Source organism: Thermostichus sp. MS-CIW-37, from assembly GCF_054060065.1.
The window spans coordinates 1-22,025 of record NZ_JBSSCV010000037.1; the positions used below are offsets into that span (position 1 = coordinate 1).

The following is a 22,025-nucleotide window of genomic DNA, read 5'->3' on the forward strand; positions in this document are numbered from 1 at the left end:
GCAGGAAATGGTCAGGACTTGGGTCATGGTTATATCATCGTAACTCCGCATTCCTCCCGACCCTCGCCCTGTGGACAGAGGGCGGGGCTCCTGCGGTTTCTAGCTGACGGGCCAGCCAGGCGGTCAACTCTTCCGAGCTGCTGAAGTCCAACAGAGCTTCCCCCAGCGCCTCCAGTTGTGACGTCGACAAAGCCCAAATCTTATTCTCAAGGGCCGGGTCAAGGGATCCCAACTTCCGCCTGAGCAGCCGCAAAACCAGCGTTGCTTCCCCGTGTTGCAATCCCTGCTGTAATCCTTGTTGTAGTCCCTGTTGTAACCCTTGTTGCAGGCCCAGTTGTAGTCCTTCTTTGCGTCCTTCTTCCAGTCCCTCTCGCAGAGCTTCTGCCCGCCACTCTTGGTAGATCACCGATTTCCTCATATCCAAAGACCTCATGATCTGCCAATCAAACCCCGATCCAATGCTAGTCCTGCCAAGACGGCTGTTGCGGCTGCCAATTCCCTCCTCTCGCTGGGGTCTGCCAAGCGCTCCAGCTCACTGACCACTTCTTGCAAGGTTTCTGCCGGATCTTCCACCTGGCTTAGAACCCGAAACGGTAGCAGGGCTTGCCGATCCGCTCCGGCCCTCAAATCGCATTCCCACAGGCGGATGACATCAAACTCATGGCTCAGCCTCTCTAGACGAAAAGAGGTCTGGAAAACTCGCTCCGACGCCGTTTTGCGCAAGTCAATGACCACCTGCTGCACCGATAGGTGAGGATACCTCCGATAGAGTCGGAGCCGAGCCACTTCTCCCATTAGCCAGCGGACAAACTGCTCTGGGAAACGCTCGGCCAGATATTTGCAGACGTTGTCATAGGCCATGTCGAGGTGGATCCCTGGAATTAGCGACCGCCCACGGTAATGGAATCTACCTTGATGTGAGGCTGCCCGACGGTGACGTAAATGCTGCCACTTACAGAGCCACAGAACCCAGCTGCCAAGCTGAGGTCCTTAGAACACATGGAAATTTTGGTCAAGATGTCTTTGGCTTCTCCGATCAGAGTGGCTCCCTTGAGGGGTTTGGTAATCTTGCCGTTTTCGATGAGATAGGCTTCTTCGACGGCAAAGTTAAATTGCCCAGTGGGGCCGACGCTCCCTCCCCCCATACGCTTGCAGTAAATGCCTTTGTCGATAGAAGCAAAAAGATCGTCCAACTCTGCATCTCCAGGGGCGATGTAAGTGTTGCGCATACGGCTGGCAGGGGCAAAGGTGTAGTTTTGGCGGCGACCGCTGCCGGTGCGGGGGTGGCCGGTGCGCATTGAGCCAGCCCGATCCGCCAAGAAGTTTTTCAAAATGCCCTTCTCGATCAGCAGAGTGCGCTGGACGGGCATCCCCTCGTCATCCACATCCAGGCTGCCAAAGGCCCCTTCAGAGAGACCTTCATCCCAGGCGGTAAGGTTTTTGTGGGCAATTTTCTGGCCTTTTTTGTCGGCAAAGGGCGTGGTTTTGCGCTCAATTTGGGTGGTTTCCAACAAGTGGCCGCAGGCTTCGTGGAAAATGACGCCGCCAAAGGCGTTGGACATCACAATCGGGTAGGTGCCGGATTCCACATAGTCGGCATAGAGCATCTGGCCGGCAGCTTCTGCCAGCTCCCGGCTGTGGGCCTCCAGATCCCAGCGGCGCAGAAAGTCGGGATCCCCCGTACCGCCGGAGCGTTGACTGACAGAGGCGCGATGGGATCCATCGGCACAGAGCAGCGTAGAGCTCACGGATTGGGTGAGGCGCACATCCCGCACAAAGGTGCCATCGCTGCAGGCCACCAGAATCTCTTGCCAATCGCGGAAATAGGTGGTGCGGCGGGACTGCACATGGCGGGCTTGGCGACCCAGTTGCTCGTTGGCTTTGAGCAGGATCTCCCCCATCTCCGCAATGGGGCTACATTCCTTCAACCAGCCATCTTTGCGGCGACGCTCGCCGTAGTCCTGCAGCATCTCCAGGTTGATGGCAGAAACCAGCGCTGTGGGGCCAGGAGGGGTGAAGCCCATCAGCGAAAGGCCCTTCTCCAGAGCAGCCTTGAGACCAGCAAAGGACAGATCGTTGGTGCTGACGTAGCAGTCGGCCAAGCCGCGAAACACCCGCACGCCGGCCCCCGTGGAGAGCCGTGGGGTGATGCTGGTGATGGCGTCATCTTCGGCCAGGCAACTGATGGAATTGCCCCGTTCTAGAAAAATCTCCACCAAATCGGCACCGGCAGCGCGCCCCCAGCCCAACAGGGCAGAGAGGGGATCCCGCCAATCCTCGTCGAAGCGCTGTAGAGTATGACGGTAGTTCAGGTTGGGCAGTTCTTTGGACAAAAGCAGCATGGCAGGCTCAGGGAGTAGAGACGAGCTAAGGCCGGCGCAAGTTTTCGTTTTCTCAGTTTAACAAGGAGTAAAGGTTCTCCCCTGCCGGCAGGTTGGCCTTGAGCTTGACAAGGGCGGGGGAGCAATCGAAGATCGCTGCACAAGGAAACCTCGACTTGCAATGGCTGCCAAGAAAAAACCGCCGGAGCTTCAGCCCAGCCTGTTTGACGATCCCATCGAGCCGCCAGCCCCGGCGGAGGAGACACTCCCCCAGTGGGATCAGATCCCCCTGTCGGCCCAGGTGTCCATCCCCCCCGGCACTTACAGGGATTTGGAGCAACTGAAGCAGCATTGTTTGGTATGCCAGCGCTGCGACTTGGCAGCCAGCCGTACCCATGTGGTGGTGCATCGGGGCAACCCCAAGGCAAGGATTTTAATCATCGGAGAGGGGCCAGGGGAAAGCGAAGACCTGCAGGGGCTGCCTTTTGTGGGCAAGTCGGGACAATTGCTGGATAAAATCCTGGCTTCGGTGGGGCTGGATCCCGAGCAGGACACCTACATCTGTAATGTGGTCAAGTGCCGCCCCCCTAACAACCGCGTGCCCACCCAGGAGGAGATGGACGCCTGCCGTCCCTATTTGCTGGAGCAGATTCGCCTGGTGGATCCCTGGATTATTCTGCTCACGGGGGCCACCTCGGTGCGCTCCCTTTTGGGCGAGAAGCGAGGGATCACCAAGATCCGCGGGGAATGGATCCAGTGGCAGGGACGCTGGTGTATGCCCATTTTTCACCCGGCCTATCTGCTGCGCAACCCAGACCGCACCCCTGGCAGCCCCAAGTGGTTGATGTGGCAGGATATTCAGGCGGTGAAGCAAAAGTATCTGGAACTCACCGGCACAGCACCGCCCCAGCCCAACTTTTGAGCCCATTTCCCCAAGCGCCCCTCCTCCCAAAGGGGAGCAAGGGATCCCTACCTTGGCTGATCCCCAGGTTTGAACCCAGTCAGCAGGCCAAAGCGAAGCAAGCCGGTGGCATAAGCCCGACGCATCAGGCCCAGCCCCAGCGCCCCGCGAACGGTAACCCAGCCGCTGCGCAGCAAAGCCCAGATCCAGCGCCAGTCGCGGGCAGAAGCGATCACCTCATCCCAGAAAGGGGCCACTCGCTCCGACCAGTCGGCGCTGCGCACCTGCTCAAAGCCCACCTGTTGGGCCAGAGCCTCGTAGCTGGAGAGGCTGATCACATAGGGCAGGCAGTACACCTCGTAGATTTTCTGCAAAAGCTGTTGATCCTGCTGGCTCAGGGATCCCTCGCGGTGGCACCAGGTTACCACCATCACCTGCCCGCCCGGTTGCAAGACCCGCCAGCCCTCGGCCAGAAACTGCCGCTTATCCGGCATGTGCTCGCCGCTTTCCAGAGACCACACCAGATCAAAGGTGTTGTCTGCAAAGGGCATCTCCAGGGCATCGGCCACCTGAAATCGCACCTTGTTGCTCAGGCCGGCCTCTTGGGCGCGCTCCGTAGCCCGCTTGGCTTGGACGGGGCTGAGGGTAATGCCCGTAACCTGTGCCCCAAAGCGCCGGGCTAACTCCAAGCTGCTTCCCCCAATGCCACAGCCAAGATCAAGAATGTGCTGGGGAGGGCAGGGATCCCCGATCTGGCCCCACTGGATAACCCTATCAATCAAGTCAATCTGAGCTTGGCGGCGATCCTTACCGGTTTGGCCCGGCTCGTAATAGCCATGGTGCATGTGCTCCCCCCACACCCGCTCCCAGAGGCCGGAGGAGGCATCGTAGAAGTGGCGAATGCGTTGGTTGAGGGTGGAGGTCATGGCAACAGATCTCCATGGCTTTTTTATTTTGGATCCTCTCGCCCGGTGAAATCTGATGGGGAACCCTTGTAACCCAACTCGCGCCAGCCGGACGGAGCCATAGTAACAGACCCTTTCCGGGCTCACCTTGGAGCAGAAAGCGATCCCAGCGCCCAAACCAACCGCTGCACAGCACTCAAGAGCACCAGAATCGCCATCAGCCCAAACAAACCCACCATGTACTCCGGGAAAAGGAAAAACAAGCCGTAGAAAAAGATGGTTTCGCTGCCCTCGATAAGCCCCGACGGCATACTTAAGCTGGTCAGTTCATCCAGGGATCCCGCCCCGACAGTGCCATCCGTCCTTGTTGCTCCGCAACGCTGTCGCGAACGCCGTTTTTCCAACAGCCCTGCCAAATACATCCAGGAGCAAAGGTTGATGTAAAAGCTGGCCAGCATCAGAGCCAGAGAAGCATAGCCCAGCAGGGATCCCTGGTGAAAGGCCAGCCCCAGGGGAACGACCGCGTAGACCACCACATCCAGCAGCATATCCAGGTAGCCCCCCAGATCGCTCTGCCGCCCCTGCAGACGAGCCAACGTGCCGTCCAGCCCATCCATAAACCGGTTCAGCAACCACAGGCCCAGCCCCCACCCGTAGGCCCCGTAAGCTGCCGCCACGCCAGAGGCCAGGCCCACAGCAAACCCCGACAGGGTAATGGCTAGGGGATGCACCTGTTGGAGAGGGGTTTGCAGCACTGGAGCCAACAGCCGCTCCTTCCACTGCCTAAGCACCTTATCCAGCAAGAAACACTCCTTTCTTATTGCTCTGCAACGCTGTTGCCGATGATCACCACCGGCTGGGATCCCACAAAACCTCTGGATTCAATTTTCTTGCTCCGCACCGCCAACGCGATGGAAATCATCATCCCAGAATCATCCCAGATGATGAGAATGCTACTGAAGGGAGGTCAGAGCAAAGTGCTGTGCCTACGGCAAAGGAACCGCACCGCTGTTGCGAATGAAGCGGATACCTACGCGGAGTATGTTTGCTCTGGCCCCTTTCCTCTACCGGAAGTGCTGCGGCAAGCCTAGGCTGGGACAAAGCCTGTGGGTAAACTAAAGGTTAGGCTGGGTAGCCTATCGCCTGGCGGACTGTGTGCTCCTTAACTCGGTGTTCGCGGCACCTTTTTCTCCCTCAACTCCAACATACCTACGAGCGAGTCCATGAGCGAGACCCCCACTTCCCCAGCAGAAGCGTTCGCGGCACCAGAGCCGGTCATTGCCATCACCGGCCTGACCAAAACCTATCGCACAGGATTTTGGCTGAACAAGGTGGTCAGCCCCCTCAAAGATTTTTCTCTGACTGTGGCCCGCGGAGAAACCTTTGGGCTGCTGGGGCCCAACGGGGCCGGGAAAACCACCACCATCAAATGCCTACTGGGCATTGTGGAGCCCACCCGCGGCAGCGGCACTTTGCTGGGCAAACCCCTGGGGGATCGCTCCATCAAGCAACAGGTGGGATATTTGCCGGAGAACCCCTATTTTTACGATTACTTGACGGCATGGGAGTTTCTCCAGTTTGCCGGCAAGGTGTTTGGTCTGCCCAATAGCCTGTTGAAGGAGCGGATCCCGCAACTGCTGGAGCTGGTGGGGCTTTCTATAGATACGGCCCGCAAAAAACAACTGCGCACCTACTCCAAGGGCATGCTGCAGCGCACTGGCATGGCCCAAGCGCTGATCAACGACCCAGAGCTGGTGTTTCTGGATGAGCCGATGTCGGGACTGGATCCCATGGGCCGCTATCAAATGCGCGAGATCATTCTGTCCCTCAAGCAGCAGGGCAAAACGGTGTTTTTCAACAGCCATATCCTGGCGGATGTGGAAGTTATCTGCAACCGAGTCGGCCTGATCATCGGCGGCAAATTGGTGCATCAGGGAACTTTGGATGACTTGCTGGGAGAGAGCAAAAGCTATCGGGTACAGGGGCACGGTGGCGCCGTCGAACAGTTCCGCGACCGCCTAGAGCACTTCTCGATTCAGGGATCCCATTGGTCGGGGGAATGGAGTGGATCCCTACCGGAGTTGCTGAGCCTTTTGAACCAAGCGGGGGCACTGGTCACCGACTTGCATTGGCAACGGCAATCCCTAGAAGAATTCTTTGTGGAGCAAGTGCGGGCCATTGAAGGGGATCATCCGGTCTCTGCCTAGGCTGGCCGTTCGCACTGGTGCTATGGAGAACCCCGAGAGCACGACGGAGTTCTGCCCTGAGTATTTCCCAGTAGGGGACTCTGTGCTGATACATTTACGCTGAACACTGCTGAACATCACTGTTCAACTATGCAGCGATAGCATTCTGTTTGTTTCCAAACAGAATGGCGGTATCCCGCAAAGCTTTGAGTAGAATACCCAAAGCGCAGTTTCCGTGTCGTCTTACTACCAATTTTCTGCTTTGCTTTGGCTACCATGTTGGCAGACTCGAAAGTAAACAGAAAGATCAACTAGTAGTAATCCGTACTGAACATATTATACATTATTTTCAGTATAGTTGAGCTTATTATTGACTAGAGTCATGCTCCGCACCGCTAATCGGCGGCAATAACAGCCCGGTAGTAGCCTTCCAACTGTTGGGTGGCTGCCGACCAGCTCCAACGTTCTGCCTCTTGGCGGGCTTGCTGTCGGAAGAGCTGCCGCTGCCCGGCACTGCTGAGCAGTTGCTGGGTAACCTGGACAAAGTCGCTATCCGAATTGGGATCGAACAGAAAGCCATTGCGCCCACTGTCCACCACATCGGTAATGCCGCCGCAGCGGGGGGCGATCACCGGACAACCGGCAGCCATGGCTTCCAACAGAACCAGCCCCAAGGTCTCGGTGCGGGAGGGGAACACGAACAAATCCGCCGAAGCAAAGGCCGCTGCCAGAGACTCCCCCTGCAGATAGCCCGTAAACACCACATCGTAGCCGGCAAAATGTTGCTCCAGGGATCCCCGCTCTGGCCCATCTCCCACAATAGCCAAGCGGGCTTGGGGGATCTGCTCCAACAAGACCCGGATCCGCCCCACTTCCTTCTCAGCCGAAAGCCGCCCCACATAGAGCAAAAGAGGCCGTTCCGGTTGCCCCGCCGTGAGCCGAGCCCGCATTTCTGAACTGGCCGCCTGGGGATGAAACAACTCCGTGTCCACTCCTCGCTGCCACAGCTGCACCCGCTCAATGCCGTGGGCGCTCAGCTCCTGCATCATGGCCGTCGAGGTGCAAAGATTGACCCGCGCCAAATTGTGCCCCAGCTTCAGGAGATTCCACAAAACCCCCTCCAGAAAGCCCAGCCCATAATGCTGCAGATACTTCGGCAGATGGGTATGGTAGGAGGCCACCAGCGGGATCCCCATCGTCTGGCTGTAGTAGAGGCCCCCCAATCCCAAAACTGCCGGGTTCACCACGTGGATCACATCCGGTCGGAAACGGCTGAGCAACTTGCCGATGGCCGGGCCGGGGGCAGCCAGCTTCAACTCTGGATACAGAGGCAGCGGCATCCCCGGGATCCCGTAGACCCGTGCCCGTGCAAACCGCCGGGGGGCTCCCCGGGGCGCGACGATGAGCACCGAGTTACCACGAGCGGTTAGGTGACGCACCGTGTGGCAGAGGCGGGTAACGATGCCATCCACCTTGGGCAGAAACGTCTCCGTAAATAGGGCTATGCGCATCAGGGATCCCAAGCCTACTGTTATTGCTCCGCAACGCTGCTGCGACCGCGCCACTCGGACGGAGCCCTTAAAGACTCTAGAATGAGTGTTGCACAAAACGGCAACGCTGCTACGACCTCCGTCAGCAGACTTGAGTACCTCACTCCACCGGAAAAGAATGGGGCGTTGGCTCAGGTTCGGTGAAAGTCTGCACTTGGCCTTGGCCAAGCGTATCTGCGGCGGTTTTGCTGATCAACAGTAAGGTCGCCGCCAGGGCCAGCCCAATAACATCCCGCCACATGCTCCACTCCTCAACTCCTCACTCCTCTTGCCCATTACTGTAGCGGCGGTTTTCTCGACTGGGCAGTGATGGAGGACGGATTTTTACATAACACGAACCACTGCCAAAATTGCGGCTTTGCCCCCTGCCGGCTAGTCCCGGAACGTCAGCTGCAAGCTGGTTATCAGCAGCACCAAAGAAGAGACCGCCATCACCCCTCCCCAAAACCAGTAGGGCAAGAACAAGTTTTGGGCAATCTGGCTGGAATCGGAGTGGATCACCTGCCCGTTGATCACAGCAGAGGCCGTAAACAAGTAGTCGAGCTGGTGGTAGGTGCTCACACAGGCCTGCACCCCCAAAAACTGTGCGGCAAAGCCCCGCAGCCAGGGGGAGGCCCAGCGAGCTACCGCCAGGATCCCCAAACCCATACCCAAGAGGAACAGGAGGCCAAAGGGAGAGCGAACCCAGAGCAGCGTCGATAGCAACAGCAGGGATCCCAAAGCCAACAACCCCAACTGGGCCGTACCTTGACGACGAGAAGCCAGGATAAAAACCGCCCCGGCCATTGGGGGCCCCATTGGCCCACCGGCGGCCACCAAAGCTCGACCCACCGGCCCCAAAAACAAGTGCCCACTGTGAAAGGCCAACCCCGACCCGTCGGGATAGATCTCCAGACGATGAAACTCCCCACCCAACAGCACTGCCGTCAAGCCGTGGCCCATCTCATGAAACCAGGTGGCCAGAATCGTAAAGGGGTAGAGGATATAGTTGCCCCAGGGGAGCTGCCAGAGCAAGACCGTCAGACCTGCAGCAGCCACCAACCAAACCAAGCTGTGCCGGCCAGGTTTCTCGGAAGGGGAGGGAGGCAGCTCAAACTGAGTCATAGAGCAGCAGTGGGTAGACAGAAAAAAGCCTAAAACGCCTCGTCTTCTTAGACGACTGCCGGCAGAGGAGAGTTCCAAGCCAACCCCGAGAAAATCCAGAAAAACATATGTCTCAAACCAGTTTGCAATGGATGTAGGTCAGGTAGGCTGAAAAAGACTCTGAGGGATCCCTGTCTGTGGCCACCTTCCTGCGCGACTGGAGCTATCAATTTCCTTGGCTTTACCGCAGCATCAGTCGCGGGGCTGCCCTGGCAGTGGGCGGATATGAGCGGTTGCGGAGATTGCCCCTACAAGGGATCCAGATTCATCCCCAGGAGCGGGTGTTGGATCTCTGCTGTGGCCCGGCTGAAGTAACCCCACTGTTGGCGGAGCTGAGCCAGCAGGTGGTGGGCCTGGATGCTTCCCCCAAAGCTCTAGCGGCAGCCCGCAAACGCCTTCCCCAGGTGGAGTTTGTGGAGGCCTTTGCCCAAGATATGCCCTTTCCCAATGCCAGCTTTGATTGGGTGCATACCAGCTTGGCTCTGCACGAATTGTCCTTCGCCGACTTGGAGCAGGTGCTGCGGGAAGTGTGGCGGGTGCTCAAGCCGGGGGGAGGACTCTTGATTCTGGATCTGCACGCGCCTCGACAACCCTTGATCTGGCCTGGGCTGGCCCTCTTTTTGGCCCTGTTTGAAACCGAGACCGCCTGGGAGCTACTCAAGCTGGACTTGCCCGAGCATTTGCAGCAGCAGGGTTGGCAATCCATCCGGCAGACCCTCCACGCTGGGGGAGCTCTGCAGGTTATCCAGGCGCGAAAGCCTGCCGCCTGAGCTGCACCCCTGAGAGCGGCAGTCAGCCCTGGTGCCAAAAGGGAGTGCCGAGGACAGGCGTACTGGGCTGAGCTGTTTCCTGAGGGATCATGGCCCCGGCCAGGTAGGCTCGGCGGCCTGAACGCACCGCTTCTGCAAAGGCCTCGGCCATGACCACCGGATCCCGGGCCAAGGCCACCGCCGTGTTTAGCAGCACCCCGTCGAAGCCCCACTCCATCACCTGGCAGGCATGGGAGGGCAGGCCCAAGCCGGCATCCACGATCAGCGGCGCTTCAATCCGTTCCCGCAGCAGGCGTAAGCTGTAGGGGTTGAGGGGGCCTTTCCCGGTGCCGATGGGGGCCGCCCAGGGCATCACCACCTCACAGCCAGCATCCAAAAGCCGCTGGCAGAGCACCAGGTCGTCGGTGCTATAGGGCAGCACCTTAAAGCCGCGCCGGACCAGCTCAGCAGCAGCAGTGGGCAGTTGCACGGGATCCGGCTGCAGCGTGTAGTCATCCCCGATCAACTCCAGCTTGATCCAGTCGGTGCCGAACACCTCCCGCGCCATCTCCGCCGTTGTGATCACCTCCTGCACGCTGTGGCAGCCGGCGGTGTTGGGCAGAACTGGGATCCCCATCTTCTGCAACAGAGCCCAGAACCTCTGGGAAGTTTCTGGCCCCAGTGCCCCTTGCCGCCGCAGAGAAACCGTCAACAAACAGGGCTGCGCGCGCGCCACCGCCTGCTCCAAAATGGCTGGCGAAGGGTAGCGAGCCGTACCCAACATCAGGCGGCTGGGCAACGGTTGGCCGTAGAGAACCAAAGGATCCTCATCGGCCAGAGTTGAGGGAGAGCAATGGAGAAGGGTGGACATGGCTGAGGCAGATAGAAAAGCGGACTTGAGCGCTAGCCGCCGGCAACCGGAGTGACGATCTCCACCTGGTCGCCTTCTTGCAGACGGGTTTGCTCGTATTGGGCACGCGGCACAAACTTCAGATTAACCGCTACCGCGAAAGGGCCGCTGGCCCCCACCTGAGCCACTGCCTCGGCCAAAGTGGTGCCTTCCGGCAAATCGTAAGGCTTTTGGTTGATCAAGACACGCATGGCGACAGGGACTCACCGGAAAGAGGGGCAGCCTGCACCTGAAAGGGGATCCCAAGCTGCTGGGCCAAGCGACAACTACCCTGGTGGAGATACTCCAAAACAGCATCGTGGATGGCCGGGGAGATCAGAAAGCCATGGCGATAGAGGCCGTTGATCTGCAACAGGCGAGGTGAGCGCTCCACCACGGCTGGCAAATGGTCTGCCAAGGTGGGACGACATTGGCTGCCCAATTCCAGGATACGCGCTTCTGCAAAGGCAGGATGTACGGCGTAGGCGGCGCTGAGCAACTCCAAAGCCGAGCGAACGCTCACCGGCGAGCGATCCTCAGATTCGATTTCAGTGGCCCCCACCACAAACACCTGACCCGGCTTGGGAGCGATGTAGATCGGGTAGCGAGGGTGCAACAGCCGGGTTGGGCGCCGCAAAGAGACTTCTGGGGCATACAGGCGCACCACCTCACCCCGAACTCCGCGCAGCAGTTTTTGCCCGCCCCATTCTTTTTGGGATCCCAGGCCGCGGCAATCCAAAACCCACCCACCGGTTTGCTGCTGCCAAGCTTGGGCCTGCTCCAGATCCCAAGGGCAACCCCACTCCACTTCCACCTCGTGCTGCCGCAACTTGGCCAGTAAAGCTGCCAACAGTTGGCGGTTGTCCAGTTGGCCCTCTTGGGGAAGATACAGACCCTGCACAAATCGCCCGGCTACCGACGGCTCCAGCTCGGCCAGAGCCTGAGCATCCAGAGGCTGGGGCTTAGGGAGAGCGGGAAGGCGCTCCACCACAGCGGCCAGCAGGGACGAGAAACGTCTGGCTTCCCCGGCATCTTGGCGGTGCCAGAGGATCAGAGTGCCTTCTTGCTGAAAGAAAACCGGCTGCGGCAAGCTGGCCAAAAGAGAGGGCCAACGAGAAAGGGCGTAGTATCCCTGGGCCACCACACTGGCTTCGGCGATGGCAGACTCGGCTAGGGGAGCCAGCATAGCAGCGGCAAAATGGGCAGCACTGCTCTCAACAGCAGCAGCAGGAGCCGCCTCCACAATGCGGACGGGATGCCCAACCTCGACAAGGCTGGCGGCCAACAAACGCCCCATCAGCCCAGCCCCGAGGACAAGGATGGGATCCCGCTGCGCTGCCCAAGGCAAAGTGATCCCTACTGCTGACGCAGCAGCGGATGGGCCCGTCAGGCTGGCTGCCGGATTTGTCAGAGAAGAGGAGGGTGGAAGGGTTAAAGTGCCCCGCACCACTGGCACGATGGATTCCATACTGGATCCCATGATAGGCTCTCGGGTTCTGCGATGAATCTGTTCCCACAGCATCCCAGGGGTGGGCACAGTGTTGTTCGACCACGACCCGACGGTCTACTTGAGTGGGCTGTGCGATAAAGCAAAAGCCGCTCTACTAGCTTGCTAAGGCCTACGGCCCACCAAGGGGAACCGCGTAGCGGTAGGGCGGAGCTTGTTCGCTTTAGCGGCGCGGAGCGCCAAACCCAGTTTTCTTGGTCACACCACCAGCAAAGAGAGATCCAAAGCCTTGGCCGAGTGGGTGAGAGCCCCGACGCTGACGTAATTCACGCCTGCCTCGGCCACTTGCCTGGCCCGTTCCGGGGTCATGTTGCCGCTGGCCTCGAGGGGAACTCTTCCTCCCACCCGTTGGACGGCTGTCTGGATTTCTTCCAGGGTGAAGTTATCCAAAAGGATGAGATCGGCTCCTGCTGCCAAAGCCTCTTCCAGTTCCTGGAGATCCCGCACCTCCACCTCCACCTTGAGGTGGTGGGGAGCGCCTTCCTTGGCCCGCTTGACGGCTGCCAAAACGCCTCCCGTGCCGCGGTCGCGACAGTGTTGCGTAGCAATAATGTGGTTTTCCTTAATCAAGATGCCGTCGAACAGCCCAAAGCGGTGGTTTTTGCCGCCCCCTACCCGTACTGCATACTTCTCCAGGGCGCGCAGGCCGGGAGTGGTCTTGCGGGTGTCCAGGAGCTGGGTTGAGGTTCCCCGGAGAGCCTCTACATAAGTGCGGGTGAAGGTGGCAATGCCGGACAGCCTTTGGAGAAGGTTGAGGGCCAGCCGCTCCCCTGCCAAGATGCCCCGCAGGGATCCCTTGAGGTGGGCCACTTCTTGACCGACAGCCACCCTGGCCCCTTCCTCCACCCCAGGGGTGAACTCTACCTGGGGATCCACCAGCCGAAAAACCCGCTTGGCAATCTCCAGACCGGCCAGGATCCCTGTCTCCTTGGCCAGGATTACCGCTTCACCCTCCAGTCCTGGGGGTAGGGTCAGCTCTGTGGTGAGGTCGCCGTGCCCCAGGTCTTCCCACAGCCAAGCGCGAAGGGTCTCCTCAGGTATGTAAACTTCTTCCATTTTCGGTTTGGTTTTAGGCTCCAGGATAAGCCCTACTTCTCAGCCTGAACAAGCAACAGGATCCCTCGCCTGCCCTGGCACCGCCTGTGGATTTTTCTCCCACCGGCAGGAATCTTCATCAACTGGGCAACTTGAAAGCCAATCTTGCCACTTGGATGCGGTTGGAATCTCTGCGCAATCCCTATCGAGTTCAAGTTTGGGGCAACCGTCTCGCGGCTTTGGAGATGACGCTGCGCTATGGAGAACAAACCCTGCTGAGGACATGAAGCTCCCCCCTTGCGCGACCCCATCCCATCTATCCCCAAAACTTCCCCAAAGCCGGAAAAAGCGGCTACGGGGTGTCTTTCGGCCTCTCCTCTGCTGGTTCGGGCGCTGTGTCCGGCTCCTGAGCAAGAGCAGAGTCCTCAAGGTTAGGCAAGGACTCCGTCCCGCTGGCGCGAACGGCTTCCGGGGAGGTTTCTGGCTCCTCGTTATCGCCAGGCGACGCTTCTGTGAGCACGTCGGCGGTGTGTGGCACTGAAGCAGGCTGGGCGGCAACAGGTTCCGGAGCAGAAGGAGGAGGGGCAGTTGGGATCCCGGCTTCTTCTTCAGGAACGACCGCAGGTGGTTGAGCAGCTTCTCTTTCTTCTTTTTCTTCCTTTTGCCGTTCGTAGCGGCGGCGTTTGTTGCCCTCGTCCACCAGCACGTACACCAGGCTGAGGAGAGAGAGCCCCGCTGTTCCAATCAAAACCCAAAGTAAATTGTTGTCTATGGTCATGGGGTGAGCTCCGTCAAACGCTGCTGGCGGTGGAGGGATGTTGCTCCTTAAGGCTTGATCTTACCGTTGAAGCCGCTCTGCCAAATCTTTCTGCCAAATCTTAAAGATTGGAAAGATTGGGTTCACCAGTTTTGTCATTTTGTGTGTCATGCGCTATCTCAAGTTTTACAAACCCTATGGCGTGCTCACCCAATTCACCGACCAAGCGGGACGGCCTACCCTCAAGTCTTTTATTCCGGTGCCCAAAGTTTATCCGGTGGGGCGGTTGGATCGCGACAGCGAAGGGCTGCTCCTGCTGACCGATGATGGTCGCCTCAATGCCCGCTTGATCGACCCCAAGTTCGGCCATGAGCGCACCTACTGGGTTCAGGTGGAAGGGATCCCCACCCCCCAAGCCCTGCAACAGTTGCAACAGGGGCTGATCATCCAAGGGCGAAAAACGCGCCCGGCCCAGGTTAAGGTCTTGGCTGAGGAACCCACCCTGCCGCCACGGGATCCCCCCATCCGCTTTCGCCGCTCCATCCCCACCACCTGGCTGGAACTGACGCTGCGGGAGGGTCGCAATCGCCAGGTGCGCCGCATGACTGCCGCCGTTGGGATCCCAACTTTGCGGTTGGTTCGGGTTGGACTGGGGCCTCTTTCTCTGGTGGGGCTTGCTCCCGGCCAGTGGCAAGATCTCAGCGAGGCAGAACTGGCCCAGCTACGGCAATATTGTTTTCCGTGACGTACTCCCGACTCCGACTGCTAGGTAGTACGGAGCAGGCTTCTCGCCTCAACGGGTAGCTATCGCAAGAACCCTCAGCGAGCAGACACAGGATGTCCCACTGCGTAGCTGCACCAGATTCCAACAAAGCTGTTCTGTACAGCTAGGTTGACCACAGCACAAAGACCGCCTTTCATCCCGACCCTCATGCTGATGCATGGAGGGCGAGGCTTCCCAGCGGACTAGCTAAACCATTGATTTTCTGACCCATTGCAGTTATTTCAAGTTAGATTAAGACGCTTTCAAAATGCTCCACGCTGCTTCTGCAACCACCCTCGGGCGGAAGACTTTCTCAGTGGCTCAGGCGTCTCACCCTAAACTGAAATGACTATAACTTACTGATCACTACAGTATTGTCCTTGTTCCCAATTGTGCTTGAGGCCCACTCAGTCGGGCATGAGGGCGTGGACGCGCTTGCCACCATTGGGATAGAGAAGGGCACGTTTGGGGCCGTGGATGGGATCTTCGACAATGATCGTCTGGTCGCGGCTGGCCCCCAGAGAAACAATGGCAATCGGCACCTGCATCAACTGTGCCAAAAACTTCAGGTAATCATGGGCTTCGGGGGGCAAGTCTTGGATGGAGCGGCAATCTTTGGTGGAACATTTCCAGCCCGGCAGGGTTTCGTAGATGGGTTTGCACTGGGCGAAAACCCGGGCATCGCTGGGAAAGTGACGAATTTCCCGACCCTGGTACTCGTAGGCAACGCACACCTTGATCTCATCCAAGCCATCCAGCACATCCAGCTTGGTGATGGCCAGGCAGTCTAGGCCATTGATCCGCACCGCGTAGCGCCCGATCACCCCGTCAAACCAGCCGCAGCGCCGTTGTCGTCCGGTGGTGGTGCCAAATTCAGCACCGGTTGCCCCCAGGTACGCCCCGATCTCATCTTTGAGCTCGGTGGGGAAAGGGCCTTCCCCAACGCGGGTGGTATAGGCTTTGGCCACCCCGATCACCCGGTCAATGCTGGTGGGGCCGATCCCAGCGCCAATACAAGCGCCACCGGCAATGGGATGGGAGGAGGTGACGTAGGGGTAGGTGCCGTAGTCGAGATCCAACAGGGTGCCTTGAGCCCCTTCAAACAGGATGTTCTCCCGATCTTCGATGGCTTGGGTGAGAAGCAGAGCAGCGTCGGTAACATAGGGGCGCAGCCGCTCGGCATAGGCCAGGTATTGCTCGATGATCGGCTCGGGATCCAGGGGGGGCAGATTATAGATCTTCTCCAGCAAGACATTTTTGTAGGGAATGGCCCAACTGAGGCGTTCCCGCAACTGGTCAGGGTACATCAAGTCCACAACGCGAATGCCCATGCGCTCTGCCTTGTCGGCATAGGTGGGGCCAATACCCCGTCCGGTGGTGCCCAGCTTGTAGATGCCGCGCCGCTCCTCTTCTGCGATGTCGATGACCCGGTGGTAGGGCAGGGTAACGTGGGCTGTTTCGGCGATGAATAGGTTGTCGGTGGAAATGCCCAATTGATGCAGTTGGTCGATCTCGGCCAGCAAAACTTCGGGATCGATCACCGTGCCGCTGGCGATGATGCAGCGTTTGTCGGGGTAGAGAATGCCGGAGGGGATCAGGTGTAGCTTGAAAGTTTGCCCCGCCACCACCAGGGTATGCCCTGCATTCACCCCGCCTTGATAGCGGACGACCACATGCGCCTTTTCACTGAGGAGGTCGGTGATCTTCCCTTTTCCTTCGTCGCCCCACTGGGCACCGACAACCACGACGTTTGCCAAGAGCTTCTCCTACAGTCCGTAGACGGCACAAAAAATCCCCTTTGCGGGGGCTGCTGCACTAATCTACCGCATCGCTCCGGGCACTGTTGAGGGATCAGGACAAAAACGTTAACAATCGATTAACTTTTCTCCAGCAGGGGACAAGGTGGAGATGAACGGGATCCCCGAACCCTCTGACGAGCAAGCAGGGATCCTGCGTTGGCATGCCCCCTGCCTTTAGGCAGGGGATTCTGGTTCCTGGTTCTGCGACAGCACTTACCGTGTTGGGTTGCCCCTCCACGACAGCGGTGCTCATCGCGGCAGCGGGCCGTAGGCCTTTCTCCCCAGGCGTTACCCCTTGCAGGGCGGTTCCCTCTCGCGCCAGCGGGACGGAGTCCTTATGCCCTTAGGTACCGCTGCGAACAACCACTACAAAACCTATTGAAGCTGCATCCAGTCGTGAGACTGTTGGGTTTTTATAGCGCTCCGTGCCGCCGTAGGCGAGAGCAGTTAACTACCCTGCCACTGCGGGCAGCGTAGCACAAAGCCGCTTGGGCGCACCCTAGACGGGTTGGGAATAATCCGACAAACTCAGGCAGCGCTCTCGAATGGCCTGTAAGTTGAGGGCCAAATCTCGGCAAATGCGGCGCTCCACCAGACCGACAGGCATTCTGCGAGGGGGCTTGACCTGCAGGTGGTAGGTGAGCAAGGTCTGATGGGCCGACAAATCGGCCAGATCCCAAAACCCCTCGAAGATGAGAAAATCCCCTTCTGTTTTTTGAAAGCGAAGTTGCTGGGGAAAGATCTCCTCGATAGCCAGCACCACCGCAGCAGAAAATTGGGCAAATAAAACCTTTTGGGATCCCACTTGACGTACCAGTGTGCGGCCATCCTCACGGCCAATGACGCGGCTTTCCACCAAGTTGGGAATAAACTCTGCCAGATGGTCGTAGTCGGTCAAAACCTGCCAGACCTGCTGCCGCTCCACCGGAATCAGGACGCGACCTCGCACTTGGCAGCGGCGCTCCCCCAAATCCTCCACCTCCACCTGGATGTCTGAGGACTCCGTCCCGCTGACGCCAGCAGGAATGGGGATCCCATCTTCTGGGGTGGGGTCTTGGGGATCCCATTCAGGGTCAGAAGGCATGGCGAGAACTTCAGTCGCGTAGGTGCTGTAGAGCAGTGCAGAAACAGGAGAGGGAATCGATTTTTGACTGGACAAACCATTCGCCAGCAGTTCCAATAGGCTGCCCCCCTGTGTTTTCTATTGTATCAGGGAACTGTATAGCAGATAACGAACTCTAGGGGAGAAGGGCCTGGAACCAACCGACGATCACCTGCCAAACCTGTTCTAGAAGGGCAAAGGGATCCCGCAGCTCCTGCAGCACCTGCCGCGGGCCAATTCTAAAGACCACGTACAACACGGCCAAGATGATTACAATCCCCACCGTTGTCCAGATGGCCTCTCGAACCACCCGCACCCAAAAAACCAGCATAAAAATGGCGATGGCTACAGCGGCAACCAGCGGCAATGTGTCCAGTACCATCGGATCCCACCTCGTTTGGCTCAGATGTTTCAGATTTAACTCCACTGTAGCCAGCTTGAACTGAAAACAGGTGTTCGTAGATGTCCGTTGACAAGGGATCTCCTCTCGTAAAATGGGATCACCTCGAGATAACCCCTCTTTAGCTGGGCTAGACCTATGGACATCATCACCCTTGGCTGGATTGCCGTCCCCACTTTCTTCGTTCTTTCCATTGCCCTGGTGGTCTGGGGGCGCAACGGCATGTAATTTGTCATGCCTGGATTGAGCCTCACATCCATCTTGCATTCATCTTGTTGTTCCTGCCGCCGATATTGACGGGGTTACCCCCGCTCACACCATGGAAACCGATCTTCCCTTGGTCGCCCGCATCGCCTACGGAAGCATCTTTTTGCTGTTGACAGCCGTAACCCTGGGCGTTGGCTACATTACCTTCATCGACTGGCGGGATCGGCGGCGACGCAACGAAGTTGAGCGCAAAGCCCGTCGCTCCAAGCGCTAGGGCCGGTGTTGAGCCTGCTCAGGTTAATCTTCAACCCAACTCAGGGTGGGGACGGCTAGATAAGGCAAGGGATCCTGGGGTTGCAGTTGAGAAAGATGCCGCAGGATGCCCTGGTTAGCCTGCCACAGGGCTTGCACATCCCATCCGGCGTAGGTGGGCAGAAAGTCCGCCAGCTTGCGGTTAGCTTCCCCCAGCAGGATCATGCAGCCACGGCGATTGTCGTTCTGCAGGTGATAGTAGGCCACTGCCGTCTGCAATAGACCCTGGTAAAAACGCCGCTCTGGATCCACTGCTTCCATCCACAGGGCCTCTAGGGTGTCGTGGCAGGCGTAAAATTCCCCCCGGTTAAACTGCTCGGCGGCCAGACGCAGCGCTTCTGAGGGGGCGTCGCTCATGTCGCTAGGCACAGTTGTGGGCTAGGGGTGAGGTCTGCACAGGCAGGGATCCCTGCGGCAACACCAGGGTAAAGCAGGTTTTGCCTTGAGAGCTCTCCACTGAGACGCTGCCCCCCAGCCGCTGCATCCACTGCTTGACCAAAGCCAGGCCCAGGCCGGTGCCGCCCCGCTTCCAGGGATCCCCGCTGGGAATGCGGTAAAACTTCTCGAAGATGCGCTCCCACTCGCTGTGGGGAATTTCTACTCCCTCGTTGATCACCCGAATTTCCACCTGCTGCGGGCCAGAGTGCTGCGCTGTTACCCAGATGTTGCACCTTGGGGGAGTATACTTGCAGGCGTTGTTGACCAGCTCCTGCACCACCCGCTCCAGGCCACCTTGATCGGTGAGCACCTTGCCCACATTTGGCGCAATCTGCCACTGCAACCGTTGCTGGTTGGCCTGGGCCCGCTGTAGAAACGGCTCCAGCACGCTGGGCAGCCAGGTTGCCAGCGGCACTTCTTCCAGATGGAGCGTTTTGGATCCCTGCTCCAACCGCTGCAGATCCAGCAGGTCGTTCACCAATTCCGCCTCCCGCTCACACTCCTGCTCCAAAATCTTGAGATATTGCTCTCGTTTTTGGGGGGCGCGGGCGGTTTTCAGCAGTTGGATGGCCATCCTCATGTTGGTGATGGGGGTGCGCAGCTCGTGGGAGACGGTGCTCAAAAAATCATCTTTGAGGCGGTTGAGGCGCTCCAGCTCACCAATTTGCTGCACAGAAGCCTGGTAGAGGCGGGCCTGGCGGATGGCAATGGCGCAGTGATCCGCCACCTGCTGCACCACCTGCACCTCCAGTTCATCAAAGCACTCAGCTGCCGGCTTCGCCAGCCAGAGATCCCCCAGCACCCCTTGGTCATCCCGCAGCGGGCACACCAGCAGGGTCAGCCCTTCCCGACGGGGGATCCAGCCCTGCCCAGGCAAGTGGCAGAATTGCATCGCTTGACCCTCTTGCAGGTGCCGGTAAAGATCGGGGTAGTCGGCCAAGGTCAGGGTGATCCCACCGGCAGGTGGTAGAGCAGAGGTGTATTCATAGCGCACCGTCGCCTGGCCAGATGCCCAATCGTAGAGACAGAGATCGCAACCTTGAATGGGCAACCCCAGAGCCAACTCCTGCACCACTGCCCGCAGGATCTGGGCTTCCTCCAAACTGCTGCGCACCTGGTCGGTGACCCGCTGCAAGAGGGCATCCATAGCCAGAGATCGCTGCAGGGCCGCCGTCCGCTCCTGCACCTCCTGCTCCAGACGGGCGTTGAGGGTTTGCAACTGCCGGTAGAGCTGATTTTGCGTAATGGACAGGGCCAAATGTACCCCGACCCGACTCATCAGCTCTTGCTCTGCAGCTGACCAAGCCTTAGGCTCGTCAATTTTCAGCTCCCGCCAGGCAGCAAAAGAGATCAAAGGCAGTTCTTGTCTGGGATCCCCCTGGGTAAACCAACGGTAGCCCGCCCAGTGGGTTTCTTGGTAAACGGCCCCGCGAAACACGCTCAGCCAGCCCACCGGCTGGTCATTCCAGGCGAGCTGGGCCACCAGCAGGCCACGAATGGGTGTCTGCTTCATCTGCTCTTGCAGCTCCGGCCATTTCTCCAAGTGGGATAGCGACCACATCTTCACCCAGCCCCCCGCTCCTCCGGCCCTTCCGAGCTGCTCCTGTAGCCAGGTGTCGTAGCTTGCCGGGGGTTGCACACCATGACAACAGAGGGTGTCTGCGCCCATAAAGTGGATCCGCAGCCGCGCCCCGATCCCCTGCAAACCGGCAGCAAGCTGCTCCAGCACCGTAGTCAAGGTCGTCTCCGGGTGTAGGGGCGAATAAACCAGGGCAGCAATTTGGTTGATTAGGCGTTCCTGCTGCGCCTTTTGCCGCGCTTGCTCCAGCAATTCCGCCTGAGCAATGGCAATGGAAACTTGATCCGCCAGCAACTGCACCACCTGCAGCTCTTCTGGAGAATACAGACGAGGCTCAGCATGATGGGAGACCAACAGCCCCCATAGCTCCTGGTGATGCATCAGGGGAACCACCAAGGAAGAGGCCACCCCCATGGATTTCAAATAGTGGACATGGCAGGGATCCACAGGCCGCTGCAGCGGCTCGCCCAGAGGAACCCTAGCAGACAACCCCCAAGACTCCGGCTGGCTGATGGAACGGCTTTGCGCCTCCACATCCACAATCACCCGCGCCTGGGCCGAACGAAACAACCGCCGCGCCTCCACCGGAATATCCCCTGCCGGGAAAGTCATCCCCAAGAGCGAGGGCAGCCGCTCCCCGCCTCGTGCTTCCGCCACCACCGTTCCGTGACCTTCGGGATCAAAGCGGTAAACCTTCACCCGATCCGTTTCCAGAAAAGACCGTATCTCTTCCGCTGTTGCCTTGAGGATTTCCTCCAGCTCCAGGGATTGCCGAATCTGGTGGGTGATGCGGTTGATGAGGGCATCTCGGCTGGGTCGAGCTGCAGCAGCCCACGTTTCAGTATCCATAGTTGCAAGCCCCTAGCCCCTGGGATTAACGGGAAGTATCTAGAGATACATCCCTTTTTTCCAGCATAGGATGTCTTTGAGAAAGGTAAGCGGGCTCAAAAGAAAAGTTAAAGAAAAAGTTAAAAATGGTAACTCAGGGTTTCCCGGGTTGGAATCGCCTGAGATCTGGAGCCGGGAATGGCCTACGGCTCACCCGCGCCCTTGGAAAGCAGAGCATGACTCTAGTCAATGATACGCTGGACTATACTGAAAATAATGTACAGTATGTTCAGTATGGCTGCTTGGCATGGCTAGATATGTAAAACCGAGAGAAGCGGCGGATTATTTTGGGGTGTGTCTCCACACTTTGAGGCGATGGGAACAGAAAGGCTGGATCAAGGCAATACGTACACCATCCGGTAGGGCGAGAAGGTATGACCTCGACAGCTACATCAGAGCGCCCAAAAAGGACAAACGAGTCGTTTTGTACGCCCGAGTCAGCAGTCGAGGGCAGAAACCAGACTTGGAAAGACAGATTGCAAGACTGGTTGACCTCTACCCTGGAGCCGAAGTGGTCGGAGAGATTGGCGGCGGTCTCGACTTCAAAAGACCAAAGTTCCTTGCCTTATTGGAGCGAGTTCGTACAGGAGATAT

Annotated in this window: 26 protein-coding genes; 8 read left to right on the top strand and 18 right to left on the bottom strand. The window is 58.6% G+C overall.

Annotation, left to right across the window (positions count from 1 at the left end; translation table 11 throughout):
- Positions 1-34 precede the first annotated feature (34 nt).
- The 3 genes from ACVWYZ_RS12915 to ACVWYZ_RS12925 are packed head-to-tail and all read right to left on the bottom strand — an operon-like array spanning position 35 to position 2,342.
- Positions 35-418 (bottom strand): DUF4351 domain-containing protein, encoded by a 384-nt coding sequence (locus tag ACVWYZ_RS12915; RefSeq protein ID WP_457467288.1) that lies wholly within the window; start codon positions 416-418, stop codon positions 35-37.
- 11 nt (positions 419-429) lie between these two features.
- Positions 430-861 (bottom strand): hypothetical protein, encoded by a 432-nt coding sequence (locus ACVWYZ_RS12920; protein WP_457467289.1) that lies wholly within the window; start codon positions 859-861, stop codon positions 430-432.
- A gap of 20 nt (positions 862-881) precedes the next feature.
- On the bottom strand, positions 882-2,342 hold the full coding sequence (locus tag ACVWYZ_RS12925) for a TldD/PmbA family protein (protein ID WP_457384203.1): 1,461 nt from the start codon (positions 2,340-2,342) through the stop codon (positions 882-884).
- A gap of 160 nt (positions 2,343-2,502) precedes the next feature.
- Between ACVWYZ_RS12925 and ACVWYZ_RS12930 the strand changes: the two genes are divergently transcribed.
- Positions 2,503-3,243: a uracil-DNA glycosylase gene (locus tag ACVWYZ_RS12930; RefSeq protein ID WP_457384204.1), complete on the top strand. Its 741-nt coding sequence runs from the start codon at positions 2,503-2,505 to the stop codon at positions 3,241-3,243.
- Between the two features lie 47 nt (positions 3,244-3,290).
- On the opposite strand, the gene ACVWYZ_RS12935 is transcribed toward ACVWYZ_RS12930, so the two are convergent.
- Entirely contained in the window at positions 3,291-4,148 is an 858-nt protein-coding gene (locus tag ACVWYZ_RS12935; RefSeq protein WP_457411470.1) for a methyltransferase domain-containing protein, read from the bottom strand.
- A 122-nt stretch (positions 4,149-4,270) separates the two neighbouring features.
- A complete protein-coding gene (locus ACVWYZ_RS12940; protein ID WP_457392854.1) occupies positions 4,271-4,930 on the bottom strand; it encodes a CDP-alcohol phosphatidyltransferase family protein in 660 nt (219 codons plus the stop codon).
- A 138-nt stretch (positions 4,931-5,068) separates the two neighbouring features.
- Here ACVWYZ_RS12940 and ACVWYZ_RS12945 point away from each other — a divergent pair, with 138 nt between their 5' ends.
- Both ACVWYZ_RS12945 and ACVWYZ_RS12950 read left to right on the top strand, forming a co-directional pair.
- The gene (locus ACVWYZ_RS12945; RefSeq protein WP_187147236.1) at positions 5,069-5,218 is read left to right on the top strand and encodes a hypothetical protein; all 150 of its coding nucleotides are present in this window, start codon (positions 5,069-5,071) and stop codon (positions 5,216-5,218) included.
- A gap of 132 nt (positions 5,219-5,350) precedes the next feature.
- Positions 5,351-6,334 carry an ABC transporter ATP-binding protein gene (locus ACVWYZ_RS12950; protein ID WP_414344385.1) on the top strand — a complete coding sequence of 328 codons (984 nt, stop codon included), beginning with the start codon at positions 5,351-5,353 and terminating at the stop codon, positions 6,332-6,334.
- 374 nt (positions 6,335-6,708) lie between these two features.
- On the opposite strand, the gene ACVWYZ_RS12955 is transcribed toward ACVWYZ_RS12950, so the two are convergent.
- From ACVWYZ_RS12955 to ACVWYZ_RS12965, 3 genes are all read right to left on the bottom strand, one after another.
- Positions 6,709-7,824, bottom strand: coding sequence for a glycosyltransferase family 4 protein (locus ACVWYZ_RS12955; protein WP_457467299.1), 1,116 nt, complete (start codon positions 7,822-7,824; stop codon positions 6,709-6,711).
- 139 nt (positions 7,825-7,963) lie between these two features.
- Positions 7,964-8,104, bottom strand: a complete 141-nt coding sequence (locus tag ACVWYZ_RS12960) for a hypothetical protein (protein WP_414383973.1) — start codon at positions 8,102-8,104, stop codon at positions 7,964-7,966.
- 131 nt (positions 8,105-8,235) lie between these two features.
- Positions 8,236-8,967: a M50 family metallopeptidase gene (locus ACVWYZ_RS12965; protein ID WP_457467290.1), complete on the bottom strand. Its 732-nt coding sequence runs from the start codon at positions 8,965-8,967 to the stop codon at positions 8,236-8,238.
- Positions 8,968-9,143: 176 nt separating this feature from the next.
- On the opposite strand from ACVWYZ_RS12965, the gene ACVWYZ_RS12970 reads away from it, so the two are divergent.
- Positions 9,144-9,776, top strand: coding sequence for a class I SAM-dependent methyltransferase (locus ACVWYZ_RS12970; RefSeq protein ID WP_457467291.1), 633 nt, complete (start codon positions 9,144-9,146; stop codon positions 9,774-9,776).
- A gap of 22 nt (positions 9,777-9,798) precedes the next feature.
- Here the strand turns inward: ACVWYZ_RS12970 and ACVWYZ_RS12975 are convergent, their stop codons facing one another.
- From ACVWYZ_RS12975 to ACVWYZ_RS12995, 5 genes are all read right to left on the bottom strand, one after another.
- Positions 9,799-10,626, bottom strand: coding sequence for a thiazole synthase (locus ACVWYZ_RS12975; RefSeq protein WP_457467292.1), 828 nt, complete (start codon positions 10,624-10,626; stop codon positions 9,799-9,801).
- 32 nt (positions 10,627-10,658) lie between these two features.
- On the bottom strand, positions 10,659-10,856 hold the full coding sequence (gene thiS, locus ACVWYZ_RS12980) for a sulfur carrier protein ThiS (protein WP_011433960.1): 198 nt from the start codon (positions 10,854-10,856) through the stop codon (positions 10,659-10,661).
- Positions 10,844-11,992 carry an FAD-dependent oxidoreductase gene (locus ACVWYZ_RS12985; protein ID WP_457467300.1) on the bottom strand — a complete coding sequence of 383 codons (1,149 nt, stop codon included), beginning with the start codon at positions 11,990-11,992 and terminating at the stop codon, positions 10,844-10,846. Before ACVWYZ_RS12985 ends, thiS begins: the two co-directional genes overlap by 13 nt.
- Before the next feature lie 357 nt (positions 11,993-12,349).
- Entirely contained in the window at positions 12,350-13,207 is an 858-nt protein-coding gene (nadC, locus tag ACVWYZ_RS12990; protein ID WP_457467293.1) for a carboxylating nicotinate-nucleotide diphosphorylase, read from the bottom strand.
- A 331-nt stretch (positions 13,208-13,538) separates the two neighbouring features.
- Complete coding sequence (locus tag ACVWYZ_RS12995) at positions 13,539-13,964, bottom strand: hypothetical protein (protein WP_457467294.1); 426 nt, start codon at positions 13,962-13,964, stop codon at positions 13,539-13,541.
- A gap of 148 nt (positions 13,965-14,112) precedes the next feature.
- Between ACVWYZ_RS12995 and ACVWYZ_RS13000 the strand changes: the two genes are divergently transcribed.
- Positions 14,113-14,688, top strand: coding sequence for a pseudouridine synthase (locus ACVWYZ_RS13000; protein ID WP_414374822.1), 576 nt, complete (start codon positions 14,113-14,115; stop codon positions 14,686-14,688).
- 425 nt (positions 14,689-15,113) lie between these two features.
- On the opposite strand, the gene ACVWYZ_RS13005 is transcribed toward ACVWYZ_RS13000, so the two are convergent.
- The 3 genes from ACVWYZ_RS13005 to ACVWYZ_RS13015 all read right to left on the bottom strand — a co-directional run bounded on the left by ACVWYZ_RS13005 (position 15,114) and on the right by ACVWYZ_RS13015 (position 17,989).
- Complete coding sequence (locus tag ACVWYZ_RS13005) at positions 15,114-16,463, bottom strand: adenylosuccinate synthase (protein WP_414357505.1); 1,350 nt, start codon at positions 16,461-16,463, stop codon at positions 15,114-15,116.
- Between the two features lie 541 nt (positions 16,464-17,004).
- Positions 17,005-17,589 carry an SRPBCC family protein gene (locus ACVWYZ_RS13010; RefSeq protein ID WP_457467295.1) on the bottom strand — a complete coding sequence of 195 codons (585 nt, stop codon included), beginning with the start codon at positions 17,587-17,589 and terminating at the stop codon, positions 17,005-17,007.
- A gap of 154 nt (positions 17,590-17,743) precedes the next feature.
- Positions 17,744-17,989 carry a hypothetical protein gene (locus ACVWYZ_RS13015; RefSeq protein ID WP_049749597.1) on the bottom strand — a complete coding sequence of 82 codons (246 nt, stop codon included), beginning with the start codon at positions 17,987-17,989 and terminating at the stop codon, positions 17,744-17,746.
- A 156-nt stretch (positions 17,990-18,145) separates the two neighbouring features.
- Here ACVWYZ_RS13015 and ACVWYZ_RS13020 point away from each other — a divergent pair, with 156 nt between their 5' ends.
- Positions 18,146-18,235 carry a cytochrome b6-f complex subunit PetN gene (locus tag ACVWYZ_RS13020; protein WP_244349857.1) on the top strand — a complete coding sequence of 30 codons (90 nt, stop codon included), beginning with the start codon at positions 18,146-18,148 and terminating at the stop codon, positions 18,233-18,235.
- 91 nt (positions 18,236-18,326) lie between these two features.
- Positions 18,327-18,488, top strand: coding sequence for a hypothetical protein (locus ACVWYZ_RS13025; RefSeq protein ID WP_011434030.1), 162 nt, complete (start codon positions 18,327-18,329; stop codon positions 18,486-18,488).
- A gap of 23 nt (positions 18,489-18,511) precedes the next feature.
- Here the strand turns inward: ACVWYZ_RS13025 and ACVWYZ_RS13030 are convergent, their stop codons facing one another.
- Together ACVWYZ_RS13030 and ACVWYZ_RS13035 are read right to left on the bottom strand one after the other, a co-directional pair.
- Positions 18,512-18,883 carry a DUF309 domain-containing protein gene (locus ACVWYZ_RS13030; protein WP_457467296.1) on the bottom strand — a complete coding sequence of 124 codons (372 nt, stop codon included), beginning with the start codon at positions 18,881-18,883 and terminating at the stop codon, positions 18,512-18,514.
- A 4-nt stretch (positions 18,884-18,887) separates the two neighbouring features.
- Positions 18,888-21,392 carry a sensor histidine kinase gene (locus tag ACVWYZ_RS13035; RefSeq protein WP_457467297.1) on the bottom strand — a complete coding sequence of 835 codons (2,505 nt, stop codon included), beginning with the start codon at positions 21,390-21,392 and terminating at the stop codon, positions 18,888-18,890.
- A gap of 286 nt (positions 21,393-21,678) precedes the next feature.
- Between ACVWYZ_RS13035 and ACVWYZ_RS13040 the strand changes: the two genes are divergently transcribed.
- Positions 21,679-22,025: IS607 family transposase (locus tag ACVWYZ_RS13040; protein WP_457467298.1), on the top strand; the 347-nt coding region annotated here is incomplete at its 3' end.